Here is an 18,254-nt window from a genome sequence, read left to right on the forward strand (position 1 = left end):
CCTTTTAGCGCGTTAGTCTGTCTCCGCATTCTCCCCTATGAACTGCTCAACCACGGCGCCGAAGAGCTTGATGCCCACACCTATGGCCCGCTCATCCACGATGAGATCGCCCATATGCAGGTCATGCTGCTCGCCCTCGCCGGACCAGCAGCCAAGCCGCGCCATGGAACCGGGGACCTTTTCTAGGTACCAGGAAAAGTCCTCGCCGCCGGAGGATTGCGGGGCTTGCACGACGGCCTGCGGGTCGATGGATTGGGCGGCGGAGGCAAGCAGGGCGGTTGCGACGTCGTCGTTAAGCACTGGAGGAACGCCGCGGTTGTAGGTCAGCTCGTGTTCTACGCCTACCGGCGCGAGGACCTGCTCCACCAGCTCGGTAAAGAGGCTTTGCATATCGCGCCAGATGCCAATATCGGCCGTGCGCATGGTGCCGGTCAAGCTGCCGGTCTCCGGAATGGCATTGGGCGCATAGCCGGAATTGACCTGGCCAAAAACCAAAACGGTGCCGGTGCGTGGGTCAACGCGGCGCGAAAGCAGCGCGGGCAGTTCAGTGATGACCTTGCCCAGGGCATAGACGACATCGGCGGAAAGATGTGGCCGGGAGGTATGCCCGCCTGGGCCCTTGATATTGAGCTCCACCACGTCGGTAGCAGAAGTGATCGCCCCGGCGCGGATACCGATGCGCCCCACGCGCAGCTTGGGCTCGGCGTGGATGGCAAAAATGGAATGCACGCCCTCCAGCGCGCCCCATTCAATGACGTCGGTCGCACCGCCGACCCATACCTCTTCGGCCGGCTGGAAGATGACGCGAATGCCCAGCGGCAGGTCGTGGACGCGCTGGAAATCCGCCAATGCACAGGCCAGACCGAGCGCCACGGTGGTGTGCACGTCGTGGCCGCAGGCATGCATCTTTCCGGGAACTTCGGAGGTATATTCCAGCCCGGTGACCTCGGTGACCGGCAGGGCGTCGATATCGGCGCGGAAGGCCAGCCGGCCTAGCTCCGTATCGGGGCCTATGTCTACCATGAGGCCGGTCTGTGGGAAGCGCTGTGGCTCCAAGCCATAGTCCTGCAGGATAGAGGCTAGGAAGTTGGTGGTTTCCACCTCTTGGTTCGCGGTTTCCGGGTGGCGGTGGATATGGCGCCGCCACGCGATGACCTCCGCACGGTGGGCATTGAACCACTCGTTGATGAATTCCGAGATCATCCGCGTGCCTTCCCTGTCGTTGAAATACGTCTGGGTGCAAAGTCTACAACTAGACCATGCGGTTCAGTAACTCAGGTGGTGATGCGGGGTGCGCTAGTTCAGGGCGCCGTTCCACGTGGCGGCAAACCGACGCCGGTCCACATAGCCTTGCGGGAAAGGCGCGACGTCCTCGGCGACGGCCACCGCGGAATCGGTCAAATGTCCTTCCACCACGTCCCCACCGGCCGGCAGCAGCACCGCCGGCGGGATTTCTAGAGCCAAGGCCAGCTTATATACCGTAGACAGCTGCGGATCGGCCATGGCGTGCATGCCATTTTCGTTGCGCTCCAGATTGGAAATTTGGCTGCGCGATACCCCAGAAATCTCCGCCAGCGCCTGTTGCGAAATCCCCCGACGCTGTCGCACCCGCCGCAATTGTTGCGAAAATCCGTGGCCGTAGCTCGACCACATTAGATGAATGAAACTCATATTCTCCCCCTGGAAAGTGCGGTCGCCTTTCCAGGGAGAAGATTACCTTAAAGGTCGATATTGCGCGGACCGTAGAGGCGGTCACCAGCATCGCCCAAGCCCGGCACGATATAAGCATCCTCGTTGAGCGAAGGATCGATAGCGGCGGTGACTAGGCGCACCGGCAGATCGGATTCAGCCAGCGCATCCACACCCGGCTGCGCCGAGACCATGCAGATGGCGGTGATATCGGTGGCGCCGCGGCCAGCGAGCAGGCGCAATGCGTGCAGCAGGGAACCACCGGTGGCCAGCATTGGATCCACCACGAACACCGTACGGCCGGTCAGGTCCTCCGGCAGTGCCTCCAGGTAGGGCACTGGCTCGTGCGTCTCTTCGTTGCGGGCCATGCCAATGAAGCCGACCTGCGCATCCGGAATCATAGACAGGGCCGGGTCCACCATGCCCAGCCCGGCGCGGATGATCGGCACGATGATGGGCGGGTCCTGCAGGCGGGTTCCCTGTGCGGTAGAAACCGGGGTGGCGCAGTCGAAGTTCTCCACGGCAAGGTCGCGGGATGCTTCATAGACAAGCATGGCGCCCAAGTCTTTCAGGGCGGCGCGGAAAGCGGAGTTATCGCTGCGCGCATCGCGCATGAGGGTAAGGCGGGAGGCGGCAAGCGGGTGGTCTACTACGTGGATGTCCATGACCACCACTTTAAACTTTTTGGGAACCAAATGGGCCATCGGGCAGTCCAATAGGGCATGAGACCTTTCACGATCGATACTGACTATGCCCGCCACCTCGCCCGCGACCTGCACGCCCAGTCCCAAGGGGAGAATCCGCCCCATCCAATTTTGCCTGAAGATTCCGCATTCACAGCTTTCAATGAGGCCGTGCATGCCGCGCTCGATAATGTAGGCGCGCGCATGAGCGTGCTGCGCAACGATATGGGGCAGGTTGCCCACTCCGGTTTCCAGATGTCGCGCGAGGCAGAAGACACCGATGCCTCGCTAGGCCAGCACCTTGGGGCGGCGATGTAGATGCTCGATACCGCGCTCAAGCAGATTGCCACCATGCAACCGGCACAACTTCCGGAGGTTGAGCTTCCTCGCGTGCCGGATCTTTCCGCCGCCGAACCTTTGGCCGCCATCGCCCATGGCAATCCCGCTCCCCTACTCGAATCGGCGAAAAATATCGATCTCGATAATGCAACCATTTCTGCCGCGCTCGGCCAGGCCCGCACCTTGGTAGCGGGCACCATCCGGGATCTGGTGGGCATCGCCACGCAGCTGGTGCGCCAGGCCCTGCCCACCGCGCTGGGTTTCCTGTCGCTGGATCCGTCGGCGCGTGCCGCCGCTCTGGCTCAGCTTCGCGCGCTTATCTCCCAGCACCTGGGCATGGCCACTGCCCGCGTGCAGCGCCTGATGGGCGATCTCAGCGCGGCCGCTCAGTCCTTGCAGCCGGTAGCGCAGCGTCCGGTGCACTCCGCGCTTGCCGACGCCCCCGTAAGCCCCACCGGTGCCCAGCACTCCGCCGCTCTTCCAGCACAATCTGCGGCGGGCGATGAGGCCGGCGCCGATGCTGCCCCACACGACGCGCCTTCTCCCCCGCCAGAGCCTTCTGCCGAGGGTGGTTCGGCCGCCGGGCAGGCCGCGGTCGCCGCGGCGAAGAGCCAAGTGGGCCAGCCCTACGTGTGGGGCGGCACCGGAAACGGCGGCTTCGATTGCTCGGGCCTTACCCAATGGGCGTATTCGCAAGCCGGGGTGGACTTGCCGCGCACAGCAGACCAACAGGCCATTGGTCAGCAGGTCAGTGCGGATCAATTGCAGCCCGGTGACCTGGTGGTATGGGACGGGCACGTGGCAATGTATTCCGGCAATGGCGAAATCGTGGAGGCCGGTGATCCGGTGCAAACCAACCCGCTGCGCACCACAAATATGGGCATGCAATTCAAAGGCTTTTGGCGTCCCACGGCCTAAGGCCGGTGCGCTCTCGCGCGCTGCTTAGGGCGTTGGGTAGACTAAAACGCCATGAGCACCCGCGCAATTGTACCTGTAAAGCTCTCGCTGACCGAGGGCGATTTTTATACCCTCTGGGCACCCAAGTGGCGCCAAAACGGCTCCGAGTGGCAGGCCTTTTTGGGCGACGACGAGGCCGTCCTCGCCTTTAACTCACCCGCCGAGCTGCTGTGCTTCGTGGAGTCTGGCACCAAGCACGATTTGCTGGACCACCCGCAGTGGGATCAGTTTGCCGGCCGTGATGCGGACCGCGTTACCTCGGCCGAGCGCGATGAGTATGACCTCATCGGCATGCCGGAGGCACTGGCTGGTCGCCCGAGCCACCGGAACGTATCCACGGTGGCCCGCAACCTGGAGATAGCCTCCGCGCTTGCCGACGTCGCCGGGGCAGAGCACACCACCATCTTCTTCGCCTCCCACTCCATCCTGCGCAATGTCTCCCGCGGCGCCGACCACTACTCCGGCGAACAGGGCATGAGCGAGTGGTCCGGTGTGGGCCACGTCATCGCCGGCAACTGGAAGAAGGTCATCGAAGACCTGGATGAGCACGTCCGCGTGGTCTCCAGCGATGACTTTGATGCGGCCAAGGTTTCCGATGCCAAGGAACGCATCTCTTCTGCTGCTGCCGCCTCCGCTGCAGCGGCCAAGGAAGCCGAGGAAAAGCGCAAGGCCGCCGCCGAGGCCGCTGACCCGTACGATAACTCCCCGTGGGCCGCCGCGGGCATCGATCCCATCAAGATCACCGCGCAGTCCAAGTCTGTCTACACCCTGCGCACCTACCTGGACGGCAAGCCCATCTTCTTGGGCAAGTGGGGCGAAATCTTCACCTTCGATTCCCCGAAGACCCTGGTGCGCTGGATCATGGACAACGATGACCACGACCTGGCACGCGTATCCACCTGGGAAGAGGTTGTCGCCGCTGCTAATGCCGGCGAGCTAGAAGTTCAGGTCCACCCGGATAACCAGTATTCCTTCAACGGCATCGTGCGCGATATCGAAAAGGGCCCGGAGGCCGTCGATTCCGATCAGATGGCGCGCTGCTACGAGGTATGCGCCGATGCCGCCGACTGGGCCGGCGACGATTCCATTAACTCCTATATGCTGGCCAACCCGCGCCTGCAGGACTACTTGGGCTACATGCTCGGCTCCACCGAGCACGCCGGCTACGTACCGTCCAAGCCATATAACGAGCACGCCGAGTCTTGGAAGGGCTTGGAGGATATGCTCATCAAGCGCTTCTCTAAATTCTAAACCCACACGGTTCGCACGGCCCCGGCCGCGCGTAGCACATCAGCCGCCCCCGCCTTTGTCCCACTGCACAGCAGCTGGACGGTGAGGGGGCGGCTTTTGCATCTAGTCGCCCGACGCTTCTTCCTCTTGGCGTCGGGTCCGGGTCCGGTCGCGCATGTATTTATCGAAAATCAGCCACACAACAAAGACACTGAGTCCAACAATGGAGCGGCCCAGGGTTCCTATCCCAAAGACCCCGCCCAGAACCAGACCGAGAACAATCAGACTGGCGAAAGTTACGACCCACGACACGTGCGTGTTGTAGTTCATCGCTCGTCCTCCCTTAGTACGTGACTTTAGAGGTGGCGGCGGAGGTGGTCAATGAGGGCGTCGATAAGCTCGCGCGATTGCGGCGCCTTGGGTTTAATCTGGTCGAAGCCGTGATAGGCGCCGGCCCACACATCGAGGGTCGTATCCACACCAGCCGCATCGAGGGCTTGGGCAAAAGCCACGGATTCATCGCAGAAAAGGTCGATGCCACCTACCCCGATCCACGTGGGCGGCAAGCCGGAAAGATCACTGCGCGTGGCCGGCGAAGCATAGGGCGGCAGGTCAACATCCAGGTGATCATCTCCCAGGTACATGGACCACGCGCCGCGGTTCGGGCCCGCCGTCCAGATGAATTGGCCCACCGCACCGGACTTATCCGTCGTGCGGTGATCCAACATGGGATAGACCAAGCCGAGCGCGCGAACCGGATGGCCCTCATCAAAGGCACGCTGCACCAGACCCGCGGCGAGGCCGCCGCCGGCGCTATCGCCGGCAACCGCGATGCGCGAGGTATCCCCGCCCAGCTTATCGCCGTGTTCTTGCACCCAACGCAGCGCGGCGTAGCACTCATCATGGTCCGCTGGGAACGGCTCCTGGGTGGATTTATGGTAGCGCGGGGCCACCACGATGGCGCCGAGCTCAGCCGCCATGCGAGCATTTTGCGGATCGTACATGGCAGGCCCACCGATGAGATGGCCGCCGCCATGCGTCCACACCACCACGGGGCGCGGCCCAGCGGTGGCTGTGCCCTGGGAATCGCCGCGTGGGGTAAGCACGCGGGCGCTAAAGGCGTGGCCATCGAAGGAAGCGGAGAACTCCGTAATATCCACCGCGTGCCGCACCGGACGGGAGAAATCGATGCTGGCAAAGAAGCGGCTGGCGCGGGCAAAGGTGGCGTCGGCAAGCAAATGCATCGGCAGGTACAGAACCGGGCTGCGCAGCCCCGGTGCCACCTCGCGCAGGTACGGCCGGCGGCTGAGCGCATACGCCGCCATGCCCGCTGCACCGGCCACTCCTGTCAGGGCAGCCCCGGCCTTGAGGACTCGCGCGATGCGCATCTAGAAATCGCGCAGAATGCGCTGTGCCAGCGGCTCAGAAGAGGCGGGATTCTGGCCGGTGTAGAGGTTGCGATCCACGATGACATTCGGGGACATGGCATCGGTTTCTTGATAGTCCGCGCCCAGCTCGCGCAGGCGAGTCTCCAATGCCCACTTAGCGGCAGCGACCATCTCCTCGCCTTCCTCGGCATTGCTAAAGGCGGTCATCTTGTAGCCCTTGAACAGCCAATTCTCATTATCCACTGCCAATAGCGCGGCCGGGGCGTGGCAAACGAGGCCGAGCGCGCGGCCGGAATCCATACGCGCCTGAATAAGCTGGGCAGAATCCTGATCGTAGGCAAGATCCTCCATCGGCCCGTGGCCTCCTGGGTAGAAAATGAGGTCATAGTCTTCCTCATTGACATCCGCCAGGTTCAGCGGGTTCTCTAGCGCCACGCCCAACTCTGCCAAGTAATTTTCCTGCGCCATGCGCACGTTATCGGGCAGTACCTCCAGGCTGTACTCATCTACGACGGGAGCCTTCGCCCCCGGGGTGGCGAAGTGGATATCCCAGCCTGCGCCCTGGAAGACGCGGTGCGGGGCAATAAGCTCCTCGGCCCAATAGCCGGTCGGGCGCTTGGTGCCATCGGCCAGTGTCCATTCCTCAGCAGCGGTAACAACAAAAAGTACGGAAGGCATGTAATTCTCCTTTAATCGTTTCTATTCTTCAGCGGCGTCTGCCGCATCTGCGAGGGACTCTTCCGTGTCCGGGCCAGCAAGCTCCGGATCAGATAGTTCCTCGTATGCTGGCAAGATAACCGTTTCTAGCAGATGCTGCCGTAATTCCTGGTCAGCGAAGGAATTCTCCACCGCTTTGACGGTAAGATCGAAAAATTCCTCCAGCCCGTAGCCAAAGGTCTCACTCAGCGCGAGGAACTGCTTGGTCAAGGTAGACTCGCCCGAGGAAATGGTGCAGGTAAAACCCAGCTGTTGCAGCAGTGGCAGTGGGTGGTCGGTCAGCTCCTCGGCCTCCTCCAGTGGGGTAAAGACCAGGGGAATATGACGGTCGCGGATGTAGCCAGAGGCCTTACCCGGCACGATGCCTTCAATATTCGCAGTGAAGTCATCGATCATATTCACCGGGTGGATAAGGCGGTTCACGCCGGCCTGGGCGGCGCGCTCCACCTCTGCGAAGTCCTCTCCCACCAGGATCTGGGTGGGCAGGTATGCGGCGCGGAAGTCTGCGGCCGCGCCCGCTTGGTCCTGAGGCAGGTTGTAGCCCACCACGGGGGCGTCGTCAGGCACTACTGCCTCAGGGGCCGTGCCGGCGAGGACGAGGCGGGAGTCGAGGGAAGGAATGCGGGCTGCACCGGCGGCTTCGACAACCGCGGCAGCGTCTAGGCCGATCTCTGCTGGATCCAGGTGCAGTTCCGCGTAGACCACACCATCGGCGGCCAAGGCTTCGTAGCGCTCGCGGATGGTCGCGGTAAGTTCCTCCGGCGCGGTGGCCGTGGAGGAAATAGTCTCAAAGAGGGAGACCTTAGGAAGCTTGGCCACCACGTCGGCGGCGGAGTCCTTGTTTTCAGGGCTAATCAAAGGCGCGTCATGCATGCGTCCCATCGTAGGCACGGGCCTAAGATGTGTCATGTCATGAAAAGAATTATCGCTAGTTCTCTCGTTGCCGTCCTGCTCAGCGGCGCACCGCTCGCGCTGGCGGAAGAGCCGGAAACTACTACCACCACGCGCACCACCGCCCCGGATACCGATAAGTGCCCGCACGCCGAGCGCCCGGAAAAGGCCACCACCACCTCGGAGCGCCTCGCTCCTGGGCAAGCCTCACCCACCCCGCTGCCACCGGTGGACAGCGATGAGCCCTGTGGCACCACCCTGCCCGAAGGGTTCAAGGTGGATAAAGATGTGGTGGCCGCGGCGTGGATGGTCTCCGATATCGACACCGGCGAAATCATCGCGATGAAGGACCCTAACGGCCGCTACCGGCCGGCCTCCATCATCAAGGCGCTGCTGGCGCTGGTGGTCATCGACGAACTGGACCTGCACCAAAAGGTCGAGGTGGGCGAAGAATCGGCACAGATTGATGGCTCAGCGGTAGGCATCGGCCCGGGCGGCACGTACACGGTGGAACAGCTTTTGCAGGGCTTGCTCATGGCCTCTGGCAACGATGCCGCGCACGCCCTGGCCCAGGAACTGGGCGGGGACGAGGCCACGCTGCGCAAGGTCAATGACAAGGCGGCCGAGATCGGCACGAATTCCACTTATGCGGCCAGCTACTCCGGGCTCGATGCCCCGGGCATGTCTACCTCGGCAGAGGACATTTCCCGCATTTACCGCGCGGCCTTCCATAACCCGACCTTCGCGCGGATTGTGGATACAGAGTCCGTGGAGTTCCCCGGCTGGGGCGACCTTGATGGTTACCAATTAGGCAACGATAACGGGCTCTTCCTCAATGATCCGGATGGTATTGGTGGCAAGACGGGCTTTACCGATGATGCACACCATACCTTCGTCGGCGCGCTTGACCGCCATGGCCGGCGGCTGCAGGCGGTGCTGCTCGATACCACCGTGGAGCACGGCCCGCGCGCGTGGGAGCAGGCTCAGAAACTGCTGCACGAGGCCTATAAGGTGCATCCCGGGGATGGTGTAGGGCATTTGCTTGCCGACGCCCATTCCGACGCCAACTCCCCTGCGTCCCCTGCGGCAACGCCGGCGCCCGATGCCCAGGCGCAATCCGCGAACTCTTCCTTGGACGGGGTGCAGGGCTGGCTCGGCTGGGTTATCGCCGGCGCCGTAGTGTTGCTGGCTATGTGCGTGGGTGCTTTTTCACTACTTCGGCGTTAGCCCACTCATCGTGGGTGCCGCGGCGGTTATTCTTCTCCGAAATGGTGAAGGTATGCACGCCGGCGCCCACCCAGCTGGCGAACGTACCGGGGCCCGGCACGATATTGACTAGGCGCCACCACTGACGCTTAGCGGACTGGGTGAGGGTGAGCCGCTCTTTGGTGTCGACATCGCGCACCGTGTAGCCCATCAGCAGCTTAGCCGGGCTGGCGCCGAGCCAACACTCAGTGCCCAAGGTGTAGAGCAGCAAGATGATAGCGCCGCCAATGAACGTCGAAAGCTCATCCACGCCGCCGGAGAGCAGCGCGCCGCCGAAGCTGCCGCTAATGAGCGAAAAGAAGATGAGGTCCAAAATGGCCATGCCGATGCGCGCATCTTGACCGGCACGCTGGCTAATTTCAGGCGCTGGGTGCTGTACCAGCGGTGCGGGGACGGCAGCGTTCGCCGTTGCCGGCGGGAATGGATTGTGCTGCGGGGCAAAGGGATTGCGCGAATATGGCGACCCATAGGGGCTCGCGGTCTGCGCAAATCGCGGTTCCTGCTGAGCGTGACGCCCCGGCCCGGCCGCCTGACCGGGCTGGAATGACTGAGCTTGCTGCTGGGCTTGCTGTGGCCGCGGGTTCCACTGCCCTACCGCACCCAGCTGTCCTAGGTCTCCCCAGGTGGGGCGCACTCCCGCCGCGCACGCCTTATCGTATTCGGACCGCTTTGCAGCAGAGCCTAAGACGCTGGCAGCGATGCGCAGCTGCGCGCGCCGCGGATCTTCAATGTCTTGGCCTTGCTGCTGCAGCAGCACATCCTTGGACTCCAACAAGACTAAAAGCTCGTGCTCGCCATCGCGGCGATCTAGTCCCCATTCCTCATAAAGATTCGGTGCGATGTCATTGGCGTTCATAATGCTCCATCTTAAAGCCCACTGGCAGCGGCGGCCTCACCCCTAAGGAGGAGATTTTACTTACGGCGCAACAAGCTCCATGCGCCCACGGCCGCGGCGCCTACAGCGGCGCCAACGCCGAAGGTCGCACCTGCAGGCGCGCCTTCCTTGACCTCGTTGCGGACGCGAATAACGGCCGGCTCTGGGACCGGCGGGTGAGCGTACTTCAGGGACTCGGCGGTGGTGGCGGTCCACGCGGAGACGTACAGCACCACGCGCCAGATTAGGTACATGACCACCATGAGCACGATGACCGGTCCGAAGACCGCGCCGGCAGGGCTGCCGGTAGCAGAGGACATGATGACCGTAGACAGCTGCTTAAGCAGCTCGAAAGCGACGGCACCGATGGCTGCGCCGATAAGGCCGGACTTCTTCGGAACCTTGGTGCGCGGCAGGATCATAATCAGCCACCACATGACAATGAAGTTGGCCAGAAGGCCCACAGCCAAGCCGACAAAGAAAATCACCAGGTCCATGCCCGAGAAGGACTCGATTCCTACGCGCTCAAAGATCTTCTGGGTAAGGCCGGAGGACCCGGCAGCGGTCACGCCAAAGGCGATGAGGAACGCCACGATAAGGCCAATGAGGCCCACCAGGTCAGACAACTTCTTCTTCAAGAAGGAACCGCCCTCGTTGGCATCGATACCCCACATCGCCGAGATACCGATGCGCAGGTTATTCATCCATCCCAGGCCGGACCACAGGGTGGTCAAACCACCGATACCGAACATGGCGCCGCGTTGGTCAATGGCGGTATCGAGGATTTTGTTAACCGTATCGCCCATATCGCCATCGATAGAACTGGTGATATGGGATTGCAGATCATTGAGCAGGTCCTCGCGGTTAGCCAAGACGGCGGCGACGGTGGCCACGATCAGCATGGCAAGCGGGAAGATGGAGAGCACCGAATAATAGGTGATGCCGGCGGCAAACTGGTTGCCGCCTTCGGCACCGTAGCGCTCGTTCATGCGCATGAGGTGGTCAACGAATCCGGACTTGGAGCGAATCTTATCTACCGCACCGGGATCGTCGGCATTGGCGCGTTCGATGCCGTAGTGGTCCGTCTTCTTCGAGGAGGATTGCGTGGTGGTAGGCACGTGCTTCCCTTCTTGCTCGCACAGTTTTTATCCCACCTAGAGTAACTGGCAAACCCCCACTTGTCCCTTTGTGGGGTGGGGCACGGGGGAAGCGGCCGCTTGCTACTTGCGCAGGCGGGGAAGGAAGCCGACCTTTTCATAAACGGCGTCGACAAGCGGCTGCGCAATCTCTTGCGCCGTCTCCGCGCCCTGCGCCAGGATGCGCTCGAGCTCGCCGCGGTCCGCCATCAACTCGTCATAGCGCGCCTTGAGCGGAGTGGTAAATTCCTGCAGCGCGTCGGCGGTATCGACCTTGAGGTGGCCGTAGCCCTGGCCGGCGTACTTTTCCACCAAGGAATCGATGGATTCACCGGTGAGCGCAGACTGGATGACCAGCAGGTTGGACACACCCGGCTGGTTATCGCGGTCGAAGGCCACCGAGCCCAAGTCATCCGTCACGGCGGACTTGATGCGCTTAGCCGAGGTCTTCGGCGCATCGAGCAGGTTGACCAGTCCCTTCGGGTTAGCGCCAGACTTGGACATCTTGGACGTCGGCTCCTGCAGGTCATAAATCTTTGCCGCACCCTCCGGGATGAATGGCTCCGGTACCTTGAAGGTCTCGCCGTACTTATTGTTGAAGCGCTCGGCCAGGTTGCGGGTCAGCTCCAGGTGCTGGCGCTGATCCTCGCCCACCGGCACATAATCCGGCGAGTAGAGCAAGATATCGGAGGCCATGAGGATCGGGTAGGTAAATAGGCCCACCGAGGTGCGATCCGAGCCCTGCTTGGCGGACTTATCCTTGAACTGGGTCATGCGGGAGGCCTCGCCAAAACCGGTGAGGCACTGCAGTACCCAGGTCAGCTCCGCGTGGGCGGGCACGTGCGACTGCACGAAGAGCGTGGACTTTTCCGGATCAATGCCCAAGGCAATGAGCTGTGCGGCACCCGCGATGGTGCGGTTGCGCAGCTCCTCCGGATTTTGCTCCACGGTGATCGCGTGCAGGTCAGGGATGAAGTAGAAGGCGTCATAGCCGTCCTGCAGGTCAATCCACTGCTTGAGCGCTCCTAGGTAATTACCCAGGTGATAGGAATCAGCGGTGGGTTGGATACCGGACAGGACGCGGGAAACGGTGGAATTGTCTGCAGTCATGGTGCCTTATCCTACCCCCCTAGCCTCGCCGCGCGGTTCACATCCTTCCCCGGCGCCGCCTGAGCGAGGGATCGAAAAAATCCCCTACCCGTAGGGCAGGGGAAGCGGCGCAAGAACTTAAATCTTGCGGGAGGTGGGGCTAACAACATCCATAAAGATGGCAAAGCCCGCAACCATCAGCGCGCCGCCCACGCCCATCAGCACGATGGGGCCGAGGAAAGCGAAGGACGGACCAACAACGGTCCACCACCAGATGCTCAGGCCGAGGATTACAGCGCCGAGGACGAAAGAAATAATTGCGCGAGCCATGAACTTTCTCCGTTGCAGATTACTGAATTTTTTGACTTACCTATACTAGCACTACTGCTTGTGTTTGGGTGCCTTGCGCTTGCCGACGTCCCCCTTATTAAAGCTCCACTGCTGCTCCACGTTTACTCCCCGTGCCCCTGGCGAGTGCCGGCCGCTCGGCCGCGTAATCGACTGCTGCTTCGGCCGGCGCGCGATGCGGTTGCTCGATATATCGCTGTAGTCCGTTCCTTCAGCTGCCGTAGCAAACGCTCGAGACTTTTTCCTAAACGTCCGGCTCAAGGGGCGGCTTAGCGGCCGAGTCAGCGGGCGCGTAATGGGGCTGGCATAGCGCGTGGCCGCGCCCGCCTTGCGCTTGGCCTTGCGGGCGCCATCGCGCACGATGCGCGCGGACAATCGCAGGCGCGGGTCCATCTGCTGCTCAGCGTCGCGGTATTCGAAGACGGGCAGGCCCATTTTGAAGTAGATCGCGGCCAAGCGGGCAATAAAGCACACGGAGACGGTGATAATCGCGGTCGGTTCCTCGGCCAGGCCACTGTGGTACAGCGCCATAAATAGCGCCGCGGCGAGCACCGAAATCGCGGCGTAAAACTCGCCGGAAAAGACCAGCGGGATGCGATCCGAAAGCAGGTCACGCAGCACGCCGCCAAAGACGCCAGAAATCACCGCGGAAACCGAGGCAATAATGAACCCGTGACCTAAATGGACCGCAATTTGGGTGCCGAGCACCGAAAAGACCGCAAGCCCCAGGGCATCCAAGATGAGGAAGAGGTGGCGGAAATAGTGCATGAGGAAGGACATGCCCACCGTCACTACGGCCGCCACGATGACGATCACCAAATAGATGGGGTGCTCAACCCAGGTAAAGGGAGGATCATCGAGGATCATATCGCGCACCGTGCCGCCGCCCAGCGCCGTCATGGAGGCGATCATGGTGACGCCAAAAAGGTCGAGCTTTTGGCGGCCGGCGGACAATGCGGCGGTCATGGACTCAGCCGTAATACCAACTACATACAGGACGCTAAATAGTGGCGTCATCAGCGGTACTCCACCAGCAGTGGGGAATGGTCTGACCAGCGCTGCTCCACGGTAGGGGCCTTATCCACCCAGGTGCGCTGCGCGCGCTCCAGCATCGGGCGGGTGGCCGCCTGGTAATCGATGCGCCACCCAGCGTTGTTATTAAATGCCTGGCCACGGTAGGTCCACCAGGTATAAGGACCATCTTCTTCTGGGTGCAGGCGGCGGGCGACATCGAACCACTGCGGATCCGCGGCCGGGGACCACGGCTCGCCGCCCGCGTACTCGACAACACCCTGCCACTGTCCCAGGTTCTTCTTTTCCTGCGGCTCATCATCCGGGAACGAACCAAAGACGTGGTCCATGAAGGCGCGCTCTTCCGGCAGGTGGCCAGCCTTCTTTTCGTTGGCCTTATTATTTTTCAGGTCCTGGGCGCGGTGGCAGATATTCCAGTCGCCGCCGATGACCATATCGGCCGGGCTGCCATCAGAATTCTTGCGCGCCGCGTTCTCCGCCAGCACCTCCTGGAACTCATCCAAGAAGCGGTACTTTTCATCCAACTTCGGCGAACCGGCATCGCCGGAAGGCAGGTATAGGGAGGCGACGCGAATGTCGCGGGTGGTAGCGGCGATCCATCGGCCGGCGTCGGTAAAGGAGCCGAAGCCCACTTCGACGTCGGCAAGCGGGGTGCGGGACAAGATGCCGACGCCGGCGCGGCCCTTTGCGGCGGCGTCGGCAAGAGCTAAGTGCCAGCCCGCCTCGAGGGCTGGGGCCAGGGCCTTTTCGGCTTGCTCCGGGGTTGCGCGCACTTCTTGCATGAGCACGATATCGGCCGGAGTCTCCTCTAGCCAGGCGTTCATACCGGGGTTATTTTCATTGCGCTGCTTGCACGCAGCACGGATTCCATTGACGTTTACGCTCGCGATGGTAAGGGTCATGCCAACAGCATATCGGTATGCCTAGGCGCGGCGAGCAAGGCGCTTTTTATCCCACATCGTCGCAGCCCATACCAGGCACCCCGCCGCCGCCAGGCCGGCACCCGCCAGCGCCGGGGCGGAGTAGCCCAAGCCGGCACCCACCACGGCGCCGCCAATGGTCGCACCGGCCGCGTTTGCGATGTTCAGCGCGGACTGGTTAAGGGCTGCGGCCAAAGTCTGGGCGTCGCCAGCCACATGCACCAAGCGCAGCTGCAGCGAAGGCACCAGGGTAGAGCCCATAAACGCCACGCAGCCAAAGCACAAGGTAGCGGGGATGGCATGGCCGGAGAGGAAGTAGAAGGCCGTCAGGATAACGATGAGACAGGCCAAGGCAAAGATGATGCCAAACTCCAGGTTGCGGTCAGCCAGCCAACCGCCGAAGGCATTGCCGATGGTCATGCCGATGCCATAGGCCATGAGCACCACCCAGATGAGGCTCTGGTCCATGCCGGCGACCTCGGTCATGGTCCACGAAATATAGGTATAGACGGAGAACATGCCGCCAAAGCCGACCACGCCCATGATGACGGTGAACCACACCTGGCTGTTTTTGAACGCACCGAATTCGGTGCGAATATCGGTCTGCTTCATCTCTGTCATGTGCGGCATCAGGAAGAACAACGCAATGGCGGTGACAATACCCAAGGCCACGACCACCAGGTAGGCCGCCTGCCAGCCCAGCGCGGAGCCGAGGGCTTGGGCGGCCGGCACACCAATAACCGTGGCGATGGCTAGGCCCATGCCCACATAAGCCATGGCCTTGCCGCGGCCGCCTGGGGGCGCCATGGATGCGGCAGAAAGGTTAGCCACGGAGAAATAAGCACCGTGCGGCATGCCCGCGATGAAGCGCGCAATCATGAGGATGGCGTAATTCGGTGCCAAGACCGAGAGGAGGTTACCCACCACGAGAAAGCCGATGAGCAGCAAGATCAGGCGGCGGCGCGGCAGCTTGCCGGTAAAAGCCGCAATCAAAGGGGCACCGACCACCACGCCCATCGCATAAATGGTGATGAGCGTGGAGGCGTTTTCTTCCGAAACGCCAAAATCATCTGCAATAAGCGGCAGCAGGCCCATGGACACAAACTCCGTGGTGCCGATGGCAAACGCGCCCAGGGCCATGGCCACCATGACGATGGCGCGGCGGCGGGCGGTGATCTCCGTTTGCAACGGCAGCGGACGGCGGCGAATGCGGTGTTCGTGTGCGCTGCGCGGGCTTAGCTCATCGATGATTTTCATGGAGAGTGAGCGTACACCCCGGGTGTGCTGGCAGCATGACTACAGCGGGTGGTCGTGAATATCTCCACCCCACCCATGCACGGGTGATGATTACCACGCAACCCTTTTCAAGGGGCGGCACATGGGGGATCACTTTCAGCAAACTGGCCCACATGCCGCCCACAAAATCGGTAATCTGGGCACTTGAACAATTTTCCAACGTTATATAGGAGAATCATGGCAAAGATTACGTGGACCCGTACCGATGAGGCGCCGCTGCTGGCGACCTACTCCCTCAAGCCCATCGTGGAGGCCTTCGCTTCCACCGCTGGCATCGACGTGGAAACCCGCGATATCTCGCTGGCCGCCCGCATCGCCGCGCAGTTCCCAGAGCGCCTGACCGAGGAGCAGAAGGTCGAAGACGCCCTGGCCGAGCTGGGCAAGATGGCCAAGACCCCGGAAGCAAATATCATCAAGCTGCCGAATATTTCCGCTTCCCTGGTGCAGCTGAAGAAGGCCATCGCCGAGCTGCAGGCGGCGGGCTACGATCTGCCTGATTACCCGGATAACCCTTCCACCGAGGAAGAAAAGGACATCGCCGCCCGCTATGACTCCGTCAAGGGCTCCGCTGTTAACCCGGTGCTGCGTGAGGGCAACTCCGACCGCCGCGCGCCGGAGGCCGTGAAGAACTTTGTAAAGAAGCACCCGCACCGCATGGGCGAGTGGTCCAAGGACTCCAAGACCAACGTTGCCACCATGGCGGACAACGACTTCCGCCACAATGAGAAGTCCGTCATCCTGGAAAACGAGGACACCCTGTCCATCGTCCTCAAGACCGCCGACGGCGAGCAGACCCTGCTGCCGGAGCTGCCGGTTCTCAAGGGTGAGGTCATCGACGGCACCTTCATGTCCGCCAAGGCCCTAGATGAGTTCCTCCTCGCACAAGTCAAGCGCGCTCAGGAAGAGGGCGTTCTCTTCTCCACCCACCTGAAGGCCACCATGATGAAGGTCTCTGACCCCATCCTCTTCGGCCACGTCGTCCGCGCCTTCTTCGCCGATGTATATGACAAGTACGGCGAGGAGCTGCTGGCTGCCGGCCTCAACGGCGAGAACGGCCTGGGCGCTATCTACGAGGGCCTGAAGAACCTGGACAACGGCGAAGAAATCAAGGCTGCTTTCGATGCTGCGCTTTCCGACGGCCCCGACCTCGCCATGGTCAATTCCCACAAGGGCATTACCAACCTGCACGTGCCTTCCGACGTCATTATTGACGCCTCCATGCCTGCCATGATCCGCACCTCTGGCCACATGTGGAATAAGAACGACGAGGAGCAAGACACCCTCGCCGTCATCCCGGACTCCTCCTACGCCGGCGTCTACCAGGCCGTTATCGAGGATTGCAAGGAAAACGGCGCCTTCGACCCGACCACCATGGGGACCGTGCCGAACGTTGGCCTCATGGCGCAGAAGGCCGAGGAGTATGGCTCCCACAACAAGACCTTCAAGATCCCGGCTGCGGGCACCGTTGAGGTTCGCAACTCCCAGGGCGAGGTCCTCATCTCCCACGACGTGGAGGAAGGCGATATCTGGCGCGCCTGCCAGACCAAGGACGCTCCGATCCAGGACTGGGTCAAGCTCGCCGTCAACCGCGCTCGCCTATCCGGCATGAAGACCATCTTCTGGCTCGACCCAGAGCGCGGCCACGACCGCAACATCCAGTCCCTGGTGGAGAAGTACCTTAAGGATCACGACACCGAGGGCCTGGACATCTCCATCGAGGATCCGGTCACCGCTACCAAGACCTCCATCGAGCGCATCCGCCGCGGCGAGGACACCATCTCCGTGACCGGCAACGTGCTGCGTGACTACAACACGGACCTCTTCCCCATCCTCGAGCTGGGCACCTCCGCCAAGATGCTGTCTGTGGTTCCGCTCATGGCAGGCGGCGGCCTCTTCGAGACCGGCGCGGGCGGCTCCGCCCCGAAGCACGTCCAGCAGGTAGAGGAAGAAAACCACCTGCGCTGGGATTCCCTCGGCGAGTTCCTGGCCCTGGCTGAGTCCTTCCGCCACGAGAAGCAGACCAACGGCAACGAGAAGGCCGGCGTCCTGGCCGCCACCCTGGACAAGGCCACCGAGCGTCTGCTCAATGAGGGCAAGTCCCCGTCCCGCAAGGCCGGCGAAATCGACAACCGCGGTTCCCACTTCTTCCTGGCCACCTTCTGGGCCGAGGAGCTGGCTAACCAGACCGATGACGCCGATCTCGCCGCTGCGTTCAAGGACGTGGCTTCCCAGCTGTCCTCCCAGGCAGACGAGATTGCCCAGGCGCTTGTCGACGCCCAAGGCAACCCCGCCGACCTCGGCGGCTACTACTGGCCGAATGACGAGAAGACCTCTGCCGTCATGCGCCCAGTTGCTCAGTTCAACGAGATCATCGACGGCCTGAAGAAGTAAGTCTTCAC

19 protein-coding genes are annotated in these 18,254 nt (G+C 62.1%); 5 read left to right on the forward strand and 14 right to left on the reverse strand.

Annotated features, from left to right (window positions below):
• Positions 1–12: 12 nt before the first annotated feature.
• The 3 genes from QP909_RS01875 to upp all read right to left on the reverse strand — a co-directional run bounded on the left by QP909_RS01875 (position 13) and on the right by upp (position 2,354).
• Entirely contained in the window at positions 13–1,203 is a 1,191-nt protein-coding gene (locus QP909_RS01875) for a M20 family metallopeptidase (protein ID WP_284765939.1), read from the reverse strand.
• A 93-nt stretch (positions 1,204–1,296) separates the two neighbouring features.
• Positions 1,297–1,671, reverse strand: coding sequence for a helix-turn-helix domain-containing protein (locus QP909_RS01880; RefSeq protein ID WP_225745900.1), 375 nt, complete (start codon positions 1,669–1,671; stop codon positions 1,297–1,299).
• Positions 1,672–1,718: 47 nt separating this feature from the next.
• Complete coding sequence (upp, locus tag QP909_RS01885) at positions 1,719–2,354, reverse strand: uracil phosphoribosyltransferase (RefSeq protein WP_049378022.1); 636 nt, start codon at positions 2,352–2,354, stop codon at positions 1,719–1,721.
• A gap of 57 nt (positions 2,355–2,411) precedes the next feature.
• On the opposite strand from upp, the gene QP909_RS01890 reads away from it, so the two are divergent.
• Genes QP909_RS01890 through QP909_RS01900 form a run of 3 tightly spaced genes read left to right on the forward strand, consistent with a single transcriptional unit; the run spans position 2,412 to position 4,919 of the window.
• Positions 2,412–2,690, forward strand: coding sequence for a chemotaxis protein (locus tag QP909_RS01890; RefSeq protein WP_284765941.1), 279 nt, complete (start codon positions 2,412–2,414; stop codon positions 2,688–2,690).
• Positions 2,691–3,629, forward strand: a complete 939-nt coding sequence (locus tag QP909_RS01895) for a C40 family peptidase (protein WP_284765942.1) — start codon at positions 2,691–2,693, stop codon at positions 3,627–3,629. It begins immediately after the preceding gene.
• A 51-nt stretch (positions 3,630–3,680) separates the two neighbouring features.
• Positions 3,681–4,919, forward strand: coding sequence for a SatS C-terminal domain-containing protein (locus QP909_RS01900; RefSeq protein ID WP_284765943.1), 1,239 nt, complete (start codon positions 3,681–3,683; stop codon positions 4,917–4,919).
• Positions 4,920–5,021: 102 nt separating this feature from the next.
• Here QP909_RS01900 and QP909_RS01905 read toward each other — a convergent pair whose 3' ends face one another.
• The 4 genes from QP909_RS01905 to QP909_RS01920 are packed head-to-tail and all read right to left on the reverse strand — an operon-like array spanning position 5,022 to position 7,876.
• Positions 5,022–5,228 (reverse strand): hypothetical protein, encoded by a 207-nt coding sequence (locus QP909_RS01905; RefSeq protein ID WP_284765944.1) that lies wholly within the window; start codon positions 5,226–5,228, stop codon positions 5,022–5,024.
• A gap of 26 nt (positions 5,229–5,254) precedes the next feature.
• Positions 5,255–6,286 carry an alpha/beta hydrolase gene (locus tag QP909_RS01910; RefSeq protein ID WP_284765945.1) on the reverse strand — a complete coding sequence of 344 codons (1,032 nt, stop codon included), beginning with the start codon at positions 6,284–6,286 and terminating at the stop codon, positions 5,255–5,257.
• Positions 6,287–6,964, reverse strand: a complete 678-nt coding sequence (locus tag QP909_RS01915; RefSeq protein WP_284765946.1) for a type 1 glutamine amidotransferase domain-containing protein — start codon at positions 6,962–6,964, stop codon at positions 6,287–6,289.
• 21 nt (positions 6,965–6,985) lie between these two features.
• Positions 6,986–7,876 (reverse strand): amidohydrolase family protein, encoded by an 891-nt coding sequence (locus QP909_RS01920; protein WP_284765947.1) that lies wholly within the window; start codon positions 7,874–7,876, stop codon positions 6,986–6,988.
• Between the two features lie 39 nt (positions 7,877–7,915).
• Here QP909_RS01920 and QP909_RS01925 point away from each other — a divergent pair, with 39 nt between their 5' ends.
• Entirely contained in the window at positions 7,916–9,121 is a 1,206-nt protein-coding gene (locus tag QP909_RS01925) for a D-alanyl-D-alanine carboxypeptidase family protein (RefSeq protein WP_284765948.1), read from the forward strand.
• Here the strand turns inward: QP909_RS01925 and QP909_RS01930 are convergent.
• The 7 genes from QP909_RS01930 to QP909_RS01960 form a co-directional block, all read right to left on the reverse strand.
• Entirely contained in the window at positions 9,084–10,016 is a 933-nt protein-coding gene (locus QP909_RS01930) for an RDD family protein (protein ID WP_225745909.1), read from the reverse strand. The genes QP909_RS01925 and QP909_RS01930 overlap by 38 nt on opposite strands.
• A gap of 56 nt (positions 10,017–10,072) precedes the next feature.
• Positions 10,073–11,152 (reverse strand): YhjD/YihY/BrkB family envelope integrity protein, encoded by a 1,080-nt coding sequence (locus QP909_RS01935; protein ID WP_284765949.1) that lies wholly within the window; start codon positions 11,150–11,152, stop codon positions 10,073–10,075.
• 102 nt (positions 11,153–11,254) lie between these two features.
• Positions 11,255–12,280, reverse strand: coding sequence for a tryptophan--tRNA ligase (gene trpS / locus QP909_RS01940; protein WP_005322617.1), 1,026 nt, complete (start codon positions 12,278–12,280; stop codon positions 11,255–11,257).
• A 117-nt stretch (positions 12,281–12,397) separates the two neighbouring features.
• Entirely contained in the window at positions 12,398–12,589 is a 192-nt protein-coding gene (locus tag QP909_RS01945; protein ID WP_049378073.1) for a hypothetical protein, read from the reverse strand.
• Between the two features lie 51 nt (positions 12,590–12,640).
• Positions 12,641–13,624 carry a trimeric intracellular cation channel family protein gene (locus QP909_RS01950; RefSeq protein WP_284765950.1) on the reverse strand — a complete coding sequence of 328 codons (984 nt, stop codon included), beginning with the start codon at positions 13,622–13,624 and terminating at the stop codon, positions 12,641–12,643.
• A complete protein-coding gene (locus tag QP909_RS01955) occupies positions 13,624–14,541 on the reverse strand; it encodes an exodeoxyribonuclease III (protein WP_284765951.1) in 918 nt (305 codons plus the stop codon). Before QP909_RS01955 ends, QP909_RS01950 begins: the two co-directional genes overlap by 1 nt.
• A 21-nt stretch (positions 14,542–14,562) precedes the next feature.
• Positions 14,563–15,816, reverse strand: a complete 1,254-nt coding sequence (locus tag QP909_RS01960; protein WP_284765953.1) for an MFS transporter — start codon at positions 15,814–15,816, stop codon at positions 14,563–14,565.
• Positions 15,817–16,032: 216 nt separating this feature from the next.
• Between QP909_RS01960 and QP909_RS01965 the strand changes: the two genes are divergently transcribed.
• The gene (locus tag QP909_RS01965) at positions 16,033–18,246 is read left to right on the forward strand and encodes an NADP-dependent isocitrate dehydrogenase (protein WP_284765954.1); all 2,214 of its coding nucleotides are present in this window, start codon (positions 16,033–16,035) and stop codon (positions 18,244–18,246) included.
• Positions 18,247–18,254: the final 8 nt, after the last annotated feature.

Origin of the sequence: Corynebacterium sp. MSK195 (genome assembly GCF_030228885.1) — a bacterium.
Lineage (GTDB): Bacteria > Actinomycetota > Actinomycetes > Mycobacteriales > Mycobacteriaceae > Corynebacterium.

Excerpts from the sequence above, each read along its gene's own strand:
- QP909_RS01895 (WP_284765942.1), top strand. The coding sequence starts at position 2,691 with ATGCTCGATACCGCGCTCAAGCAGATTGCCACCATGCAACCGGCACAA.
- QP909_RS01890 (WP_284765941.1), top strand. The coding sequence starts at position 2,412 with ATGAGACCTTTCACGATCGATACTGACTATGCCCGCCACCTCGCCCGC.
- QP909_RS01900 (WP_284765943.1), top strand. The coding sequence starts at position 3,681 with ATGAGCACCCGCGCAATTGTACCTGTAAAGCTCTCGCTGACCGAGGGC.
- QP909_RS01880 (WP_225745900.1), bottom strand. The coding sequence starts at position 1,671 with ATGAGTTTCATTCATCTAATGTGGTCGAGCTACGGCCACGGATTTTCG.
- QP909_RS01925 (WP_284765948.1), top strand. The coding sequence starts at position 7,916 with ATGAAAAGAATTATCGCTAGTTCTCTCGTTGCCGTCCTGCTCAGCGGC.
- QP909_RS01965 (WP_284765954.1), top strand. The coding sequence starts at position 16,033 with ATGGCAAAGATTACGTGGACCCGTACCGATGAGGCGCCGCTGCTGGCG.
- QP909_RS01945 (WP_049378073.1), bottom strand. The coding sequence starts at position 12,589 with ATGGCTCGCGCAATTATTTCTTTCGTCCTCGGCGCTGTAATCCTCGGC.
- upp (WP_049378022.1), bottom strand. The coding sequence starts at position 2,354 with ATGGACATCCACGTAGTAGACCACCCGCTTGCCGCCTCCCGCCTTACC.
- trpS (WP_005322617.1), bottom strand. The coding sequence starts at position 12,280 with ATGACTGCAGACAATTCCACCGTTTCCCGCGTCCTGTCCGGTATCCAA.
- QP909_RS01875 (WP_284765939.1), bottom strand. The coding sequence starts at position 1,203 with ATGATCTCGGAATTCATCAACGAGTGGTTCAATGCCCACCGTGCGGAG.
- QP909_RS01910 (WP_284765945.1), bottom strand. The coding sequence starts at position 6,286 with ATGCGCATCGCGCGAGTCCTCAAGGCCGGGGCTGCCCTGACAGGAGTG.
- QP909_RS01930 (WP_225745909.1), bottom strand. The coding sequence starts at position 10,016 with ATGAACGCCAATGACATCGCACCGAATCTTTATGAGGAATGGGGACTA.
- QP909_RS01960 (WP_284765953.1), bottom strand. The coding sequence starts at position 15,816 with ATGAAAATCATCGATGAGCTAAGCCCGCGCAGCGCACACGAACACCGC.
- QP909_RS01915 (WP_284765946.1), bottom strand. The coding sequence starts at position 6,964 with ATGCCTTCCGTACTTTTTGTTGTTACCGCTGCTGAGGAATGGACACTG.
- QP909_RS01920 (WP_284765947.1), bottom strand. The coding sequence starts at position 7,876 with ATGCATGACGCGCCTTTGATTAGCCCTGAAAACAAGGACTCCGCCGCC.
- QP909_RS01955 (WP_284765951.1), bottom strand. The coding sequence starts at position 14,541 with ATGACCCTTACCATCGCGAGCGTAAACGTCAATGGAATCCGTGCTGCG.
- QP909_RS01905 (WP_284765944.1), bottom strand. The coding sequence starts at position 5,228 with ATGAACTACAACACGCACGTGTCGTGGGTCGTAACTTTCGCCAGTCTG.
- QP909_RS01950 (WP_284765950.1), bottom strand. The coding sequence starts at position 13,624 with ATGACGCCACTATTTAGCGTCCTGTATGTAGTTGGTATTACGGCTGAG.